The 17,884-nt window shown below is 37.2% G+C and carries 15 protein-coding genes; 2 read left to right on the plus strand and 13 right to left on the minus strand.

Annotated elements, in window-relative coordinates; all coding sequences use genetic code 11:
• The 9 genes from J1905_RS05540 to J1905_RS05580 all read right to left on the minus strand — a co-directional run bounded on the left by J1905_RS05540 (window position 1) and on the right by J1905_RS05580 (window position 12,345).
• Window positions 1–798: a cbb3-type cytochrome c oxidase N-terminal domain-containing protein gene (locus tag J1905_RS05540; protein ID WP_214226234.1), complete on the minus strand. Its 798-nt coding sequence runs from the start codon at window positions 796–798 to the stop codon at window positions 1–3.
• A 182-nt stretch (window positions 799–980) separates the two neighbouring features.
• Window positions 981–3,092, minus strand: coding sequence for a cytochrome-c oxidase, cbb3-type subunit I (gene ccoN / locus J1905_RS05545; RefSeq protein WP_214226235.1), 2,112 nt, complete (start codon window positions 3,090–3,092; stop codon window positions 981–983).
• A gap of 71 nt (window positions 3,093–3,163) precedes the next feature.
• On the minus strand, window positions 3,164–3,346 hold the full coding sequence (ccoS, locus tag J1905_RS05550; RefSeq protein ID WP_214226236.1) for a cbb3-type cytochrome oxidase assembly protein CcoS: 183 nt from the start codon (window positions 3,344–3,346) through the stop codon (window positions 3,164–3,166).
• Window positions 3,343–5,739 (minus strand): heavy metal translocating P-type ATPase, encoded by a 2,397-nt coding sequence (locus tag J1905_RS05555; RefSeq protein WP_214226237.1) that lies wholly within the window; start codon window positions 5,737–5,739, stop codon window positions 3,343–3,345. Before J1905_RS05555 ends, ccoS begins: the two co-directional genes overlap by 4 nt.
• A gap of 117 nt (window positions 5,740–5,856) precedes the next feature.
• On the minus strand, window positions 5,857–6,720 hold the full coding sequence (locus J1905_RS05560) for a sigma-70 family RNA polymerase sigma factor (protein WP_284445099.1): 864 nt from the start codon (window positions 6,718–6,720) through the stop codon (window positions 5,857–5,859).
• Window positions 6,721–6,873: 153 nt separating this feature from the next.
• Window positions 6,874–8,379 carry a sulfatase family protein gene (locus J1905_RS05565; RefSeq protein WP_214226238.1) on the minus strand — a complete coding sequence of 502 codons (1,506 nt, stop codon included), beginning with the start codon at window positions 8,377–8,379 and terminating at the stop codon, window positions 6,874–6,876.
• A 14-nt stretch (window positions 8,380–8,393) separates the two neighbouring features.
• The gene (locus J1905_RS05570; RefSeq protein ID WP_350027969.1) at window positions 8,394–9,527 is read right to left on the minus strand and encodes a formylglycine-generating enzyme family protein; all 1,134 of its coding nucleotides are present in this window, start codon (window positions 9,525–9,527) and stop codon (window positions 8,394–8,396) included.
• A gap of 7 nt (window positions 9,528–9,534) precedes the next feature.
• Window positions 9,535–11,049: a sulfatase family protein gene (locus tag J1905_RS05575; protein ID WP_214226239.1), complete on the minus strand. Its 1,515-nt coding sequence runs from the start codon at window positions 11,047–11,049 to the stop codon at window positions 9,535–9,537.
• A gap of 444 nt (window positions 11,050–11,493) precedes the next feature.
• A complete protein-coding gene (locus J1905_RS05580) occupies window positions 11,494–12,345 on the minus strand; it encodes a sugar phosphate isomerase/epimerase family protein (RefSeq protein WP_214226240.1) in 852 nt (283 codons plus the stop codon).
• 156 nt (window positions 12,346–12,501) lie between these two features.
• On the opposite strand from J1905_RS05580, the gene J1905_RS05585 reads away from it, so the two are divergent.
• Window positions 12,502–13,620, plus strand: coding sequence for an acyltransferase family protein (locus J1905_RS05585; protein ID WP_214226241.1), 1,119 nt, complete (start codon window positions 12,502–12,504; stop codon window positions 13,618–13,620).
• A 14-nt stretch (window positions 13,621–13,634) separates the two neighbouring features.
• On the opposite strand, the gene J1905_RS05590 is transcribed toward J1905_RS05585, so the two are convergent.
• Genes J1905_RS05590 through J1905_RS05600 form a run of 3 tightly spaced genes read right to left on the minus strand, consistent with a single transcriptional unit; the run spans window position 13,635 to window position 16,313 of the window.
• On the minus strand, window positions 13,635–14,504 hold the full coding sequence (locus J1905_RS05590) for a LamG-like jellyroll fold domain-containing protein (protein WP_214226242.1): 870 nt from the start codon (window positions 14,502–14,504) through the stop codon (window positions 13,635–13,637).
• A 52-nt stretch (window positions 14,505–14,556) separates the two neighbouring features.
• Window positions 14,557–15,684, minus strand: coding sequence for a hypothetical protein (locus J1905_RS05595; protein WP_214226243.1), 1,128 nt, complete (start codon window positions 15,682–15,684; stop codon window positions 14,557–14,559).
• The gene (locus tag J1905_RS05600; protein ID WP_214226244.1) at window positions 15,681–16,313 is read right to left on the minus strand and encodes an ABC transporter ATP-binding protein; all 633 of its coding nucleotides are present in this window, start codon (window positions 16,311–16,313) and stop codon (window positions 15,681–15,683) included. Before J1905_RS05600 ends, J1905_RS05595 begins: the two co-directional genes overlap by 4 nt.
• 481 nt (window positions 16,314–16,794) lie before the next feature.
• On the opposite strand from J1905_RS05600, the gene J1905_RS05605 reads away from it, so the two are divergent.
• A complete protein-coding gene (locus J1905_RS05605; protein WP_214226245.1) occupies window positions 16,795–17,073 on the plus strand; it encodes a hypothetical protein in 279 nt (92 codons plus the stop codon).
• A gap of 4 nt (window positions 17,074–17,077) precedes the next feature.
• Here the strand turns inward: J1905_RS05605 and J1905_RS05610 are convergent, their stop codons facing one another.
• Entirely contained in the window at window positions 17,078–17,821 is a 744-nt protein-coding gene (locus tag J1905_RS05610; protein WP_214226246.1) for a peroxiredoxin family protein, read from the minus strand.
• Window positions 17,822–17,884: the final 63 nt, after the last annotated feature.

A 17,884-nucleotide genomic window follows, 5' to 3' on the forward strand; every position in this document is an offset into this window, starting at 1 on the left:
TTAATTCTGTTTTGTACCCTGTGGCGCCTTGGCGTTTGCAGGATTACTGCCCTTAAGAGACATGATGTAACTCGTTAAATCTGCAATCTGTTTGGGTTTCATCGTTTTTTCCCAGGCAATCATACCTTTGTCCGGCACACCATATTTAATGGTTTTAAAAATATCATTTACTGTCCCACCATGAAGCCAGAATTCATCTGTTAAGTTTGGCCCTACCAATCCTTCTGCATGTTCGCCATGGCATGGAGCACAAGCAGCTTTAAATAGACCCGCTCCGGCTGTAAGTACTGCCGGATCTTTGGACTGCTCAACATTGTTTTCATTTATTTTATTGGCTGAACTTCCAGGTTTTTGCAGAAAAGCAATTTTAGCATCCTCGGCCTGTCTTAGTTCTATAGTATATTCTTCTTCCTGTAGCTTGCCTAAACCAAATACATGATAACTAAGTAAGTAAACAATAGCAAAAATGATTGTCCCATAAAACAGAACCATAAACCAGGCAGGAGTGGGGTTGTCGAGTTCAGCTATCCCATCAAATTTATGTTCCATTACAATATCCTTTTCTTCAGATATCGGCCTTAAGCCCATTAGTTTTGTCCAAATAGAAGGGCCTTTCCTAACCTCTACCTCTATGTTTTTAGCTGCTAGTTGCTTAAGTTTTCTTTCTTCTGGAGTTGCAAACGGAGTAGGATTTAGAGTTTCCTGAACATAAACTTTTATTACCTTTAAAAGCAGTACCGAAACTGCGAGGAGCAATACCGCGGTAATCAGTAAAGCCCATATAAACATATCTGTCATTGTACTTCGTCATTTAATGGTAGCTCACTCATATACTTAATTTTATCTTTCTTCATTACTAAAAGCAATACAGCCACCATAATAAAGAATACCAGGAATATGCCAAGTGATGTTATTAAATACACCTGACTACCATCTACTTGATTTAAAAATTGTTTAAACATCTTTTCTGAATTTTAGGTCTATTTAGCTTTAATGTCTGTACCTAACCTTTGTAAATAGGCTATAATTGCAATAATTTCTTTGTCACTTTGAACGCGTACATTACTCTTCTGAAGATCTGCTGCAATCTCTTTTGCCTGATTGTCCAGGTGAGTATTCGCTTTATGTTCATAGCCAATTTCATAAGGAACACCAAGAGTTCGCATTGCATTAATCTTGGCAATGGTAGTTGTGGTGTCTAGCTTTTGATTAATCAACCATTCATAAGGAGGCATAATACTACCCGGCGACATAGTTTGAGGATCCAATAGGTGGTTAAACTGCCATGCATTTGAATATTTACCACCTTCTCTTGCTAAATCAGGACCGATACGCTTAGAACCCCATAGAAATGGGTGGTCGTATACGAATTCACCGGCCTTGCTGTACTCACCATATCTTTCAGTTTCTGATCTAAATGGTCGGATCATTTGAGAATGGCAGCTTACACAACCTTCTCTTATATAAAGATCACGTCCTTGTAATTCTAGAGGCGAATAGGGCTTTACACTACTAATGGTAGGGATATTTGATTTAATTGTGAACGTAGGCATCATCTCAATCATGCCTCCTATTAAAATCACTATTAAAGATAATACCATGAATACCATTGGTTTTCGCTCCAGTATTCTGTGTAATTTTTTGTCTGAACCAACAGGCTCATAGTCTTTTGATAGTGCAAATGCCTCTGCAGGCTCATTGGCAACTAGTTTACCAGCTTTTGCAGTTTTTATAAGATTATAGGTCATTACTATTACGCCAATTAAATACATGGCACCTCCAATAGCCCTTAGTACATACATAGGAATGATTTGTAGTAAGGTTTCAAGGAAATTAGGGTATTTTAGCATCCCATCCTCTGTAAATTGTTTCCACATTAAACCTTGCGTGAAACCTGCAAAGTAAAGTGGTACTGCGTAGAAAATAATTCCGAGAGTGCCTATCCAAAAGTGAAATGCAGCAAGTTTTTTTGAGTATAATGGTGTTCTGTAAATTCTAGGTATTAACCAGTATAGAATTCCGAAAGTTAAAAAGCCATTCCATCCTAATGCGCCAACGTGTACATGCGCCACAATCCAGTCAGTATAATGAGCAATAGCATTAATCTGTTTCAAAGCTAGCAAAGGACCTTCAAATGTGGCCATACCATAAGCTGTTAAACCTACAACCATGAACTTTAAAGTAGCATCTTCTCTTACTTTATCCCAGGCTCCGCGTAGTGTTAATAAACCATTGATCATACCTCCCCAGCTAGGAGCGATTAGCATAATAGAAAATACTACGCCAAGTGATTGCGCCCATGAAGGAAGAGAGGTATATAAAAGATGGTGAGGACCAGCCCATATATATATGAATATCAACGACCAAAAGTGTAAAATACTGAGCTTGTAAGAATAAACAGGTCTGTTAGCCATTTTTGGTAGAAAATAGTACATCATGCCTAAGTATGGAGTGGTTAAAAAGAAGGCTACTGCATTGTGGCCATACCACCACTGAACCAATGCATCCTGAACACCGGCATACATATAGTAGCTTTTAAACCATGAGATAGGTAATTGAAATGAATTTACAATATGTAGAACCGCTACAGTTACAAAGGTTGCAATGTAAAACCAAATGGCAACATACATATGCTGTTCCCTTCTTTTAATGATTGTGCCAAACATGTTTATCCCGAAAACTACCCAGATAACCGTTATGGCAATGTCAATTGGCCACTCAAGTTCAGCATATTCGTGGGATGATGTAAAACCCAATGGAAGTGTAATTACTGCAGAAACAATAATAAGCTGCCATCCCCAGAAATGGATTTTACTTAATACATCGCTAAACATTCTTGCTTTTAGCAAACGTTGCAATGAATAATAAACACCCATAAAAATGGCATTACCAACAAATGCGAAAATTACAGCATTGGTATGTAAAGGCCTGATGCGCCCAAAAGTGGTATACTGCGAACCCATGTTTAGTTCAGGTTTAAAGAGCTGCATCGCCGCAAGGAGCCCCACAATCATGCCTATTATCCCCCAAACAATGGTGGCTACGGCAAAGTTCCTGACGATCTTATTGTCGTAATAGAATTTTTCAGTCATATGTAAAATGTGTAGTTAACGTTTGTAAAATTACTGCAGCTAAGTATGCCTCTCTGTGATCAAAGTTTTAGCTAAACATGATCTTCATCACTTATTTCTATTTCCTTATCAGCCACGTCATCATCAAAAAGAATTCTGACGGCAGGAGTGAAGGTGTCGTCGTTCTGACCCGATTTACTTGCCCAAAAAAAAGCGGCTAAAAATATCAGTGCAAGTAGAATACTGCAACCAATAAGGAAATAGATCATATTCATAATAATTTGTTTTTACGTGCAAATAGTCTGACAGCTATAGAAGTAAACAGGATGATTGTAATGGTGCTTAAAGGCATTAATATGGCTGCCATTAACGGTGATAGGATCCCTTGAACCGCAAAGTATAACCCTACAGTGTTGTACATTAATGAAATAACAAAGCACATTCTGATTACCTTAACTCCATCTTTAGCCTGCTGGATGAATTGTGGAATTTTATGAAAAGAAGTTCCATCTAGTATCGCGTCACAACCCGGAGAGAAATTATTTATGTTATCTGTTATTGCTATACCCAAGTCACTTTGCTTAAGTGCACCTGAATCATTTAAACCATCACCAAACATTAATACTTTCTTTCCTTCCTTTTGAAGGTGTTGTATGTAATCGAGTTTATCTTGTGGAGATTGTTCGAAGTGAAGCTTACGACTATCTTCAAAAAAAGGAATAAGTTGATTCTTTTCGTGATCACGATCACCTGAAAGTAAATGCAAATCTGATTCGAATGAAAGTTTTTGCATTAATTCTTTAAAGCCATTTCTCCATTGCTGTTTGATGGTAAAAAAACCTACGTAGGTATTGTTAATCATTACATGGATAGAACCATGAGAAGAAGAGCTATTCAGTGGAAGATTAAGGAAGGTAGAACTTCCCAATTTTACATAATTTCCATTAACCTTACCACTGATGCCTCTTCCAATTTTTTCCGTGTATTCCTGTACATGAAATACTGAAGGTCTATTAATAAATTTTGCTAATTCACGACTTAACAGGTGTCCGGAATTCCTTGCGAGATCACTCACTAATTGCATCTGATCATTGGTAATAATTCCATTAAAGCTCAATGAGGCCGCATCCGGATTGGTTATTGTGCCAGTTTTATCAAATACATAGGTATCAATACGAGCCAATTCTTCAATAATGCTTGTATTTTTTAAATAAAATCTGTTTTTATCAAAAATTGACAGCACTGCTGCTAATGTAAATGGCGAACTAAGTGCTAATGCACATGGGCAAGCTATAATCAATACAGCTGTAAAGGAAGCCAATGCTTTAGATGGATCTGTTGGAAGCCAAAAAGCTGCTGAACTTAAGGCAATACATAGTAATATGATACTGAAATACCTGCTGGCTGTATCACTAAATGTCTTAATCCTCTGTTTGGATTGAATAAAGGCACTATTGTTCCATAATTGTGTTAGATAGCTTTGTGATACAGGCTTTACAACCTCCATCTCTATAGAAGCAGATAACTGACGTCCTCCTGCATAGATAATCTCTCCTAAGGTCTTTTTTACAGGAATAGATTCTCCAGTAACAAAACTAAAGTCTATCTCAGCTTCCCCTTTTAAAAGAATAGCATCGGCCGGTAAAATCTCATGACTGCGAATAAGGATTCTATCGCCAATCTTTAAATCGGAGAGAGGTATCGGTTTTTCAATCCCATCATTGATTGTAGTAACAGCTACAGGAAAATAGGAGCGGTAATCTCTTTCAAATGAAATATGATGAAAAGTTCTTTCCTGCATCCATTTTCCAATTAACAAAAAGAAGACTAAACCACATAAGGTATCTACAAATCCAGGACCTGTTTGCAGTAGAATTTCATAGGCAGATCTTAGGAACATAACCAAAATACCCAGTGCCAGTGGGAAGTCAAGGTTCAGTCTTTTCGCTTTTAAATTAGTCCAGGCAGAAATAAAATATTCCCTGCCGCTATAAAAAACTACAGGTAAAGAAAATGCAAGATTAAGCCATCCAAAGAAATCTTTAAACTCATGCTCAAAATCAGCAAGCCCAAAATAATCAGGGAAACTTAGGAGCATCACATTACCAAAACAAAAACCTGCAACCGCAATCTTAGTGATTAAACTTCTTTCCGTCTTCTTCGTCTGGCTGGTCTTTACAACATCCTGTAAGCTTATAAGAGGTTCGTAACCGATTGATGAAAGTAACTGCACCAGTTGCTTTAAACTTACCTCATCATTTTTAACTGTGATAGTAACTTGTTTTTTAAGGAAATCAATTCTCGACTGATAGATTCCAGATTGAAGTAGATTTATGTGCTCCAAAAGCCAAATGCATGAGCTACAATGAATAGCAGGGATATAGAAAGTTATTATTGTTTTGGTATCATCTTCAAAATCTACCAGTTTACTAATAACTTCTTTTACTTCTAAATAGTCAAAGTTTGAGGTAATCTTACGTTGAGTTTTTCCTGGAATTTTATTATAAACATAATAGTTCGAAAGATTATGTTCAGTTAAGATTTCATAGATAGTTTTACATCCAGAACAACAAAAGTGTTTGTCATCCTGGATATATTTTTTTGCCAGAATATCTTCCCCACAATGGAAACAATGTTTCTCCGATGAAATTACTTTTTCCTTTAGCATCTTTTTAAAAAGTATGCCTCAAAGTTGAGTATTTAAGTAAAGGGCAAAAGTGACCCTAATCTTAAGTATTTGTGATCTCCATCACTTTATTCTTAAATAATCCGTCGACATTAGAACTTAAAGTAAATACTGGAACAGGTTCTTTGTTTGAGGGATTGATTTTAATTTGTTTAGCGCTTTGTACTTAAGTTGCCTAACTCGTTCTTTAGATATCTTTAGATCTTCAGCTATATCTTCCATATCTCTTGAGTTCCCTGTGGTCAATCCGTAAAAATGCTCAAGTATATACCGTTCTCTTACTGTAAGTTTTTCGTTCATAATTTGTTGGAGCTCTATAAGTAGGGATGAATCCTCTATTTTGCCTGGACTTACATCCGGATCATTATTAGGAACAACGTCAAGAAGTGTAGCACCACTTTCATCATTAATTATCGCATCTAACGAAGAACAGCCTTTTGAGATTCTTGTAAGTTGGATTATTATTTTTACACTTAACCCAGTATGCTCTGCTAATTCCTCGATAGTTGGCTCACGTTCTAATTCGTTTAATAGAATCGCTTTAGATTTGTTTATAGCAGTAATACTTAAAATTTGATTCTGCGGTAACCGAATCATACGATCGCAGTTTGAAGTGGCCATTAAAATAGCCTGTCTTATCCACCAAACGGCATAAGTGATAAACTTAAATCCTTTAGTCTCATCATACCGTTTTGCAGCCTCAATTAATCCAATATTTCCGTCACTTATAAGGTCATTTAAACTTACACCATTACCAAGATATTTTTTTGCTACGGAAACAACAAAACGTAGGTTAAGAGCAACAAGTTTGTCAAGGGCTGCCTTATCGCCATCTTTAATTTTCTTTGCCAATTCTACTTCTTCTTCAAGCTTAGCTAAAGGCATTCTCTCTAGTTCGTTAAAATAACGTCGCGTAACGTCATCGCGATTTGTTATTAATCGCTCAATTTTAATTGCTCTCATTGTCGTATTTAATGAAAGCAAAAATATGAACGTCAGTGTTTTAATTAGAGCCGGAGCCTTACTTCAGTAAATTCTCCTGTTAATGAATTTAATACCATTTATTATTTTATTCCAAGCTAATATCTAGCTTCCTGGCAAAATTTAATTCTCAAATCAATTCATGAGTTTCTTCGCATCCTCATCTTCATATTGACGAATTAATTCATTAAGCTTTGTTTTTAACTCAGTAGTAATTTTATCATACCCTTTTTTACCATAGATGTTTGTCATTTCATTCGGGTCTTTCTCAAGGTCGTAAAGTTCCCAGCCCTCAACACGTTTATAGAAACGAATTAGTTTATATCTTTTTGTTCTGACACCAAAATGAGGGGATACAGAGTGTTCACCATTTTCATAATAGTGATAAAACATATTATCTCTACCTTTCGCATGCCTAGATTTAAACAATGGCAACATTGATTTACCCTGCATCTCAGCCGGTATTTTCATACTGGCGGCACCCAAAAGGGTTGGGGCTATATCTAAGTTCATTACAAAATCATTAGACTGTGTACCAGGTTTTATTACACCCGGATAACTCATCACCATTGGTGTTCTAAACGACTCCTCATACATGAAACGTTTGTCAAACCAACCATGTTCTCCCATATAAAAGCCTTGGTCAGACATGTAAATCACAATTGTATTCTCCTTTAGACTATGCTTTTCAAGATAATCAAGCGTACGGCCAATGTTTCTGTCTAACGATGCTGCGGTACTTAAATAATCCTTCATGTAGCGCTGGTATTTCCACTCTACCAAAGCCTTACCCGATAAGTTTTTAGCCTTTAGATCGGCTTCAATTGGTTTGTAATATGCATCAAATTTGGCGCGCTGGGCCGGATTCATTCTGTTGACCGAACCTTCTCCATTTTTACTGTAAGAAAGCATTTTAAGATCATAGCCCATCAGCATGGTTTTATCAATCGTCATATCTTGAACTCTTGCGGCTTCTCTATTTGTATAATTGTCATAGAAATTCTTTGGTAAAGGGAAATTTGCCTTGTCATATTTACCCATATCAGTAGTATCCGGAAGCCACGTCCTGTGTGTGGCTTTATGGCCTATGACTAAGCAAAATGGTTTAGAGGGGTCTCTTGAATCCAACCATTCTTCCGAAGCATCCTCAATCAAATTTGTAACATACCCTTCTTTTCTGGTCGATCTGCCATCCATACCAATAAAGTCAGGATTGTAATATTGACCTTGATCTGGAAGTATGCTGTAATAGTTAAAACCTTGCGGTTTATGGCCTAGATGGAGCTTTCCTATCCATGCAGTCTGATAGCCCCCTGACTGGAGATGCTTGGCGAAATTATCCTGACTATGATCAAATTCTGAGGTTTCATTATCCTTAAAACCATTTTTATGACTGTACTTTCCGGTTAAGATAACCGCTCTGCTTGGTCCACAGATAGAGTTTGTTACATAAGCTTTATTAAACGTAACTCCAGCTTTAGCAATGCGATCAATATTAGGGGTTTGGGTCAGCTTACTGCTATACGCGCTGATGGCTTGATAGGCATGATCATCGGAAATGATAATTACAATATTTGGTTTTTTTTGAGCGCTAACCCATTGACAAAAAGAGAAACAGATTAGGAATGCTATTTTTTTCATTACAACTCAGTATGTTATTTTTTAGAAACAGGTTCAGATTTTACACATCTAAACCCTGTATTTTGTAATCCGGTATCCGGAGATGATTTCATACGGGCAGCCACTCTATAGCCTTTGCAATAAGAGCTGTTACACATAAACGAACCTCCTCGAGTAACTTTTTTTGGGACAGTAGGTTCATCAGGGTCGAAGCTTTTAACAGGACCTTTCGGATTGATTACCGTTTTCCCTTTCAATGTTTCATAATAATCATTGCTATACCAGTCCGCAACCCATTCCCAAACATTTCCAGCCATATCAAACAAACCATATGCGTTAGCCGGGAATGATCCGGTAGGAGCTAAACCATGATAACCATCCCAATCAGTATTTTTGTCGGGAAAACTTCCTTGCCAGGTATTCGCTTTTGGTTTTCCCAGCTCTATTTGTTCATCTCCCCAAGGATAAATTGCACTCTTTTGTCCACCTCGGGCAGCATATTCCCATTCGGCTTCTGTTGGTAATCGTTTGCCGGCCCATTTTGCATAAGCATTTGCATCTTCCCAGCAAACCTGAGTAACCGGATAATTGTCCTTTCCTTTTAAATTGCTCTGCGGCCCCTCAGGATGCTTCCAGTCGGCTCCGGGAGTCCACGACCACCACTGAGATGCATCATGAAGAGAAACTGGTCTGGTGGGAGGATTAAACGTCAGAGAAGCCGGTACAAGTAAATCGTCAGAAGGTTTTGGTGTGCCTTCTGGCAGTTGCTTTTTGATTTCTTCCCAATCAGGTTTTCTTTCAGCCACCGTTTTATATCCGGTAGCTTTTACAAATTCTGCAAATTGAGCGTTAGTAACTTCCTTTTCGTCCATCCAGTAGCCATCAAGCTTAACCTGATGTGCCGGATACTCATCTTTACGGCCTTCCTGATCTGCGGCACCCATTAAAAAGGTGCCGCCAGGAATCCACTTCATGCCTTTAACAGAGCCGTTCGAATTTGAAGAAAGCGTGGTATCTTGTACCATAGCGCCATATCTGCTTGGCAATTTATCAGAACAGTATTCTTCATCAGATTTCTTAGACGTTTCAGACTTATTGGCCTGACTGCAAGAAAGGCCAACAACTATTGGTACAAACAGAAAGACTTTCTTATTTAAATTAAACATCATAAAACGCTTATTCCTTTTGTTTTATCTTCATTAACAAATCCTTTAGTTCATTCACTACTTCCGGATGTTGAGCAGCAAGATTATGCTTTTCACTTTTATCTTCATTAAGATTATATAGCTGCGGTTCTGGAGAGTTACCTGTCTCAATAGCTACAAGTTCATCATAAGTCGCGCCCTTAGAAGGAGAGATGTACTTCCATCCGTCTTTTATGACAGCAAGAGTACCAGCGTGTTCAACAAATATGGATCTTCCTTTTGGTGATTTACCCAAAAAGGCATCTAGCAAATTCTCACTATCAGGGGCATCTCCATTAGGTATTGGTTGATTAATCAATTTTGAAAAACTTGCCAGCAAGTCCATCTGACTTACCATTGCTCCTGAAACCTGAGGCTTAACTGTCCCCGGCCAGCTTAATATAAATGGAACTCTGGTGCCGCCTTCTAAAACACTATATTTTCCTCCACGAAATTGCCCTGCAGGTGTATGTCCATTCAGTCTGGTTACTGCTTCGTCTTGATAACCGTCATCAAGTACAGGGCCATTGTCACTGCTAAATACAATTACGGTGTTTTTATCAATATTAAGCGTCTTTAATTGTTTCATGATTTCCCCAACAGTCCAATCAAGTTGCAAAATAGCATCACCTCTTAAGCCTAAACCACTTTTTCCCCTAAACATTGTAGCAGGCATTCTTGGAACGTGAGGCTCAGTTAAAGCATAGTACAAAAAGAACGGTTTCTTTTGGTTAGTTCCTATAAATTGTTGAGCTTTAGCTAGGAACGTTGTTGATAGCTCTTCGTCAACCCAGCGGGCCATTTTACCGCCATTCATATAACCAATCCTTCCAATCCCGTTAACAATAGTTTGATTATGACCTTGATTAGGGGATGATTGCAACTTTAATAGTTCAGGATGATCTTTGCCCGTCGGATCTGTGCCAACCTTTTTGTTATAATCTACAGTAATTGGATCGTTTGTATCAAGCGCAACAACTTTATGGTTTTCTAAAAATATTGTAGGCACTCGATCGGCAGTTGCCGGAAAAATAAAAGAATAGTCAAAACCTACTTCGTTAGGACCAGGCTTAATCTCACCATTCCAATTCTTCTCTACTTGTTCGCCTAGGCCAAGATGCCATTTGCCAACAATTGCTGTTTTGTAACCTGCTTTTTTAAAGAGGTTAGGTAAAGTAGTCCTATCAGTAGGAATTATCAAGGCCGCATCACCCGGTAAAATTCCAGTACCTTTTTTACGCCAAGGATATCTCCCTGTCATCAAAGCATAGCGAGATGGGGTACAAGTTGCAGATGTAGCATGTCCATTGGTAAAGCGAATACCGGATGCGGCAAGCTTATCTAAATTTGGAGTTTGAATTTTGATGGCTCCATAACAACTAAGGTCTCCATAACCAAGGTCATCAGCATAAATATAAATAACGTTCGGCTTAGTGTTTTTTTGAGCAAAGCAAGTGCTGGAAATTAGGAGTAAGAAAAGGGGGAGGATTTTGTAGGCTTTATTCATGGTTAGGTTAATAAGAACGAAGATAACCAATTAATAGGTTAGGGTGGGTAGCAGATTTCAGATAACTTTGAAGACTTTTTTATGCTATTTATTTTAGTATTACTGAATGGTGCTTTAAAGCACCAACAGAATTATATTTCGTAAAGGAATTTATAGTGATCTTTTACTTTAGTTTAATATATTAAAAATCTATTTATCAGTATATTTATGTTGTTTATATGTATTGATACATTAGTATTAAATCGCTGATTATCTAATCTTTTCTCCCGGAGTTTCTTTACAAAACACCAAATGAAATTAGTCAAATTCACCTTTTTTATTGATGTATTCTTGCAATCTAAGTTGAGTTTTTGAACATGTTTATTGGATAAAGAACCTCTCTGAATTTACCTATCTGCCTAGTGAAAAACAGACAGCATACCTAAGAAAGATACGGAAGTAGGATTAGCGTGTACCATCACAAACACCCTTAAAATAGCCGACTGATTCCGCTATTCCGGCCAATGGATCTTTCATATCCTTTTCATATTCTAAGCTGCAAGAACCAGTATAATTTACCTTTCTCAGCATTTTTACATAAGCAGGAATATCAATTACACCACGACCAAGCTCACACGTACTGCCGTCTTTAGTAGCCGCAGTAACATTCTTTAAATGCATATCAAAAATACGTTTGGAGAACTTCTGAAAATCAGCCACAGAATCCCGTCCGTCTCTTTTGTTGTGTCCCATATCAAAGCATATCCCTACACGTTCATCAAGGTTTTTAATGAGATTGTAAATACTTTCAGCGTTTGGGTACAATTTATCTTCAGGACCGTGATTATGGATCGCGTATCGAATGTTGTATTCTTTTGTCTTTTGAGCAACATAATCCAAGTCAGTATGCACCGGGATACCTATAACTAAGTCAACACCAACTCTTTTCGCATAATCGAATGCATCGTCAATTTCTTTCCTGGTTTTTGTATATATAGGACCTACTGCATAACCAGTTACGTCGTTTTCCTTAAGTTTAGCATGAAATGCAGAAATTTCTTCTGCAGAACTTTTGTAAGGCAAGTGAAAGTCTTTAATGCACAAGTAATGTACATCAACTTTTTTCATCATTTTAAGTGATTCATCCAAATTGAAGTTCACAAAGCTATAGCCGGCAATACCTAATTTAAATGGATCATGTTTTCCTTTAGAGGCTTTAGTTTTAAGCGGCTCAGCAAAAACAGATGGCATGCTGGCCAGGGTAGTTGCAGCAACACCTAATATTCCTTTGTGTAAAAAACTCCTTCTTGTAGTCATAATGATTTCACTTGTTCAGGAAAGTTAGTATTAAAATTCATTTAGTTCAAACTTCAACGAACGAAACTTTACAAATTTTAAGAACAAACGTTTGCGTAAATATTAATAGTGTTAAAAACAAATAAATAATATATTTTTAAGTAGACATAAAGCCAAATGGAAAACTCAATAACCAAAAACAACGTTAACCGATTGCTCTCCCTTGATTTTATGAGAGGATTAGTGATGGTTTTACTGACACTCGAAACGGCAGAACTCTATCCCCACATCAGAGCGTGTATTACAGATAAAGAAAGCTTTGGTTTTAAGGTCATTTCTCAGTTTTTCCATAATCAATGGGTTGGGCTTCACTTATGGGATTTAATTCAACCTGCATTTATGTTTATGGCAGGAGTTTCTATGGCCTATTCCTTAACAAGTCAAACAGCAAATGGAGTTAGTTGGAACCAGCAGTTAATCAAAGTCCTAAAAAGATGTGGGCTATTGTTGTTTTTTGGTTTGTTCAAAAGGATACATGACCCCAATTGGCTATCTCTTGAAGCATTAGATGTTACCGATATTCTTACTCAATTGGCTTTCACTACATTAATTGCATTCTTGTTGTTCAACCTAAAGTCTAAGGCTCAAATATTTGCATGTCTCGGCATTCTAGTTTTAACCGAGCTTTTGTATCGCTATAATCCGGTAGATGGATATAATCAGGCTTTTGTTGACGGAAAGAACTTCGGCGATTATATGGATTTGATTCTATTTGGACAGCATACGCATGGCTATGTGTTCATCAATTGGCTGCCAACAGCTGTTCACACCATAGCCGGAACAATAGTAGGTAAAATGTTCATTCAGAACAGAAATCAATTGAAGTATTTGGTGGTGGTTGGAACCATTTCCCTTATCATAGGCTACGGTATGAGTGCAGCTAATATTACCCCAATAATTAAACCGATAGCTACCAGTTCATTTATGTTGACTTCACTAGGTTTCTGTATGTTAGCATTGGCTCTAAGTTACTGGTGGATAGATGTAAAACTGAATCGTAAGGGGCTGCTGCTCTTTCAGGTGGTAGGAATGAACTCTATATTCGTTTACCTATTTTGTGATACTGTAGGGAAGCATTGGCTCAATGAGTACGTTGAAATCATTACCATGCCTATTTTTAAATTAACCGGACTGGGAGATAACCTTATTATGGTGCTGGTTTCCCTTTCAATATTTGCTGCTGAATGGGGAGTATTCTATTTCTTGTATAAGAAAAAGATCTTCTTTAAATTGTAGTACTGGTCAATAGGCTAATCATGGATGCTGTATGTCTTTTTAAGCCCTTTTGCCGTTTTGTTTAACTCCTGGTCACTTAATGGACGATCATAGAGTAGAAATCTTGAAATCTCACCAATAAAGGATTCTGTACCCGGATGTTCAATGGCATCACGTTCCTGGCCAATAGAAAGCTTGGAGGAGTTGGCCATTTTATTAACAGGGAAGGGGTGTGTAACAACCGGTAAAATGCCATTATTTAAATACAAAGAAAGCATAACAGTGTCAGTTCCTTTACCCATTCTGCCCATTAAAAGGTAGTATTTATCTTGTTCAAGTATTGTGTTGGCGGCAGTAACGTGTGGGTTGTTGTTGTCCCAGCGCCCAAATGTTACCCCATTTCTACTGCCCATCCAAATGCTATTGTTATCATTAAGCCCTCCCCAAATACCTTCGTAATTTCCGCCATTCTTTAAATTTCCAAAAAAGGAATTTACATCTTTCAGCTCACCAGATTGTTTTCCTGCCTTTAAAACACAAAACCAGGTGTATCCATTTCCCGTAAGTAAATGATCAAATGCATCTTCATCATGAGCAACGAGCTCCTGTTTGCTAAAAACAATTGTGTTGTGGCCGTTTAATTCCGATAGTTTATTTTTTAAAGATGGCATGCCCGAACCTTTAACTTTTCGTCCTTCATCTCTTTTTACAAATTCCTTTACTGCAGGTGTTGAGGCCTGATTTATCCATTTCTCAACCCTATTGTCATTATTGGCAACAACCCCTTTATCTGCATCCAAATCAACAATCAATCCCTTTTGAAGAATCTTTGCAGATGAATCGGCCAATACGAATCCGCATAAGACTGATCCTAATAACAATAGAATGAAAGCTAATTTGTTCATTGTTCTAAGGTGTTTTAAATTAAAGATTTAAATACTGCATCAAGATAAATATTTAATCAATCAGATTCTTATTTAGATAGTTTTTCCGGAAAACCAAGTATGCTATTGGAGCAAAAGTGGTGGGTATCACCCAGGTTACCCTATAAAGGATTATAAGAAATACCAGGTTAAACAGTACAAAGATCCATATCAGATACTTTTTCATATTTAAGCCAATCCAGTAAAGTAAACTTCTAAATAAGATCATTATACTAAAACCCTGTATAAGAAGCTTAAATGAATCAATCCCGAAAGCACTAACAAACCATAGCACTTCAGGGAGCATTAATATAAAATAGTTTAAAAAAGCGCCTAAAAACTGCCTAGTTATACTGTAAGGGAAATTCCTGGAGAAATAAAGATATTTCTCGTTAAAGCGAAATTCGTTATAGATAAGTAAAGTATGCGCTGTTGCAATCATTAATATAACTAAACTTGGAACGGTTGAACCATCTTTAATATCTGAGAAAACTGCAAATACACCAATAATGAGTACCCATGAAATAGCTTTGGTTACCAGATAAGTGATTTTAAGTTTATCAAAAACAAAGAGTGTATACAAAAGAAAAAATGGCTTATTCCATTTTCTGAATAATCTAATAAGTAAAGTCTGCTTGTCGATATCTATCAGTCTATTTGAGAGCCTAATGAATATCCAAACACTTAAAATTAATAGCACAAGCAGATAAAGTAAAATAGCAACAGGAATAGTATAATGGCCAAAATTAAAGCCAATTATGCTCGCAAACAAAGCGTAGCCTATCAATGGCAGAAATATACTAAACTGTACATAGAACCAACTTTTAAACTGCTGCCATTTATTGAATGATGAAACGCTATGGTATAGAAATTCATTATTCCTGTTTGCCAATTGCGTTGCAACATATTGCCAGCTTTTTACGGCATAAATCAGAGCAGCCAGACAGAAAAAAACCATTATCACCGGGCTACTTACCAGCGATAGTGTAATCATCAAATTCCAAAAGGTAAAAGCCCATGTAGGAACACTGCCCAGTGTATTAATAAAAAAACAGTAACACAGAATCGTGCCGAATAAGAAGATCAGCATTCCAGAGTGCATCCGATAGAAACCAGAAGAGAATATCTTCATCAATACATTTGTCAATGGTGATTGCCTCATTGCTCCACTGTAAGTGTTTGTTGATCTACCAGCAGTATCCTGGATTTTACTAAAAGCTCTTCATTTAGCGCTTGGTGAGAGGACAGAAGGAAAGTAGCGTTTTCGTCCTCATGCTTCTTCAGTATCCACTGGCATAATATGGATAAAGACTCAGTGTCAATCGTAATCAAGGGTTCATCGAGCAGAATCACTTTAGGCTTTCCTAAAAAAGCAAGTACCAAAGAAAGCTTTTTAAGCATCCCGCTCGAATAAGAGCCTACTGCATTACTCAGGTAACTCTCCATTTTCATACTTTCAATGAAATAGGTTTCTTGACCAGGTGAGGCTTGTTTTGCTTTTGCAAACAAAGCTATCATTTCCCAGCCCGTCAAAAACTCAGGATAAATAGGTTCGGCATCGGCAAAATTTACCATTTTTCTATAGGCAACACCATCCTTTTTCACGCTCACATTGTTCAATAATATTTCGCCCTCAAAGAAGAGGAATCCGCCAATAGACTTTAGTAAAGTACTTTTTCCGGACCCATTAACTCCCTTAATCCAATAGATGCCAGATTCAATTGCCAATCGATTTATCTCTAAAATAGGATGATAGCCATATGATTTTCGAAAGTTGTTAAATTGAAGCATTCAGCATAATGGTTATTGTTAATTGAAATTTAGAAAGAACAAACAACTAAATGTTACATTTTAATTACACGTTGTTTCACAATCACTACCTTTGCCACAATTATGTTCAGAGGCCTTATTGCTTTTCTCTAATCTTTATGATACTGACTGCTAATTTTAGCAGATTCTACATATATATATCTATAGGGCTTGTTATGATATTTATTCATAACCAAGCCCAAACACAGCCTATTAAAGGCCATATCTACGACTCTCAAGCACATTAAGTAACGACAATTGGGAAATCGATGGTTGTCCGCATTCAGGTCCTTCACTTGCCTTTACAAAAGATGGCGTAAATGCTGTTTGGTTTACTGCCGGGGGAGGCTCGGGCATTTATAATGCATCACTAAACAAGAATACAAATTTCAGTAAGCGCAGGTTAATTACTGCTCATGGTAAACACCCACAGTTAATTGCGCTTGCAAACAACGAATTAATTATGGTTTGCGAAGAATTGAATGAGGAGCCGGAAGCAGAACCAATGAAAATGAACCACTCACATGGAGGAGGAGGAATAAAAATGAGTCATGAACCGGCGGCAAACTCTAAAATAGTACTTACCGACTCAAGTAAAAACAAAACTATCGCTATTACGGATGGCCAACAGCCAGATCATCATGCAGTGATTACCACTCTAAATGACGGGGCGCTAATAGCATGGGTAAGAGAAAAGAATGGACGATCGGAGATCTGTTATACTAATATAAAAGTGAATTAACAGCTTATTTATCAACTTCTAAGAGGGCTTCTTTGAGCCCTTTTATTATTGAATCAGGATTACCCCAACTAGCAAATCTAATAGTGTGGTTTTGATCTGCAACCAGCATTATAGGCATGTTTTCTGTTTGGTAAGCCTTAGTGACGGCACCTGCGTCTATAAACAGTTGATTGTAAAAGATTGGTGTTTTCTTTAGTCCATCGGCTACGCTATTTACCGTTTCGTGGGAAATTAACAGAACTTCTAAACCTTTAGGATTCTTAATAGATCTAATGAGTTCATTAACCTTGTCATAGTTATTAGTACTGAAACAACCAGGATACCAAAAAATCATAAGTATTGACTTTTGAGTTAAAGCCTCAGTATTAGTTTTCTTAGCTAATGGATCCAGACTTAAAGTAGTTCCAACCTGTAGTAATGGACTAGGTGGGCGCAACGCTATTTTGGTGCGTTCATATTGTTCTGCCTCCTTAACAAGGTCTCTTTTCTGAATAACCCTTCTCATTAGGCTATCTGAATTCTTTTTCATTAGAACAATCCGATACTTTTCTCCTTTAAGCATATCTGCTACTTTTAAAGAATCAACTTTATTTCCTTCCTCATCATATACAATTCCACTTTGATCCATCATTTTATTCAAATCTGCACCATTCATAGTAACTATTCCTGAAGTAGTTTTTTGGGTAGTTTGCGCCGTAACAATCGTTGAAGCACATATTAGCAGAGATAAGAGGAGCGTTGTTCTCATTTTAAACATAGTTGGTTGCCCTAATTTACCTATATTAATCAGAAATCGAGCAATAATTTCCTT

This window comes from Pedobacter sp. B4-66 (genome assembly GCF_018492665.1).
GTDB lineage: Bacteria > Bacteroidota > Bacteroidia > Sphingobacteriales > Sphingobacteriaceae > Pedobacter.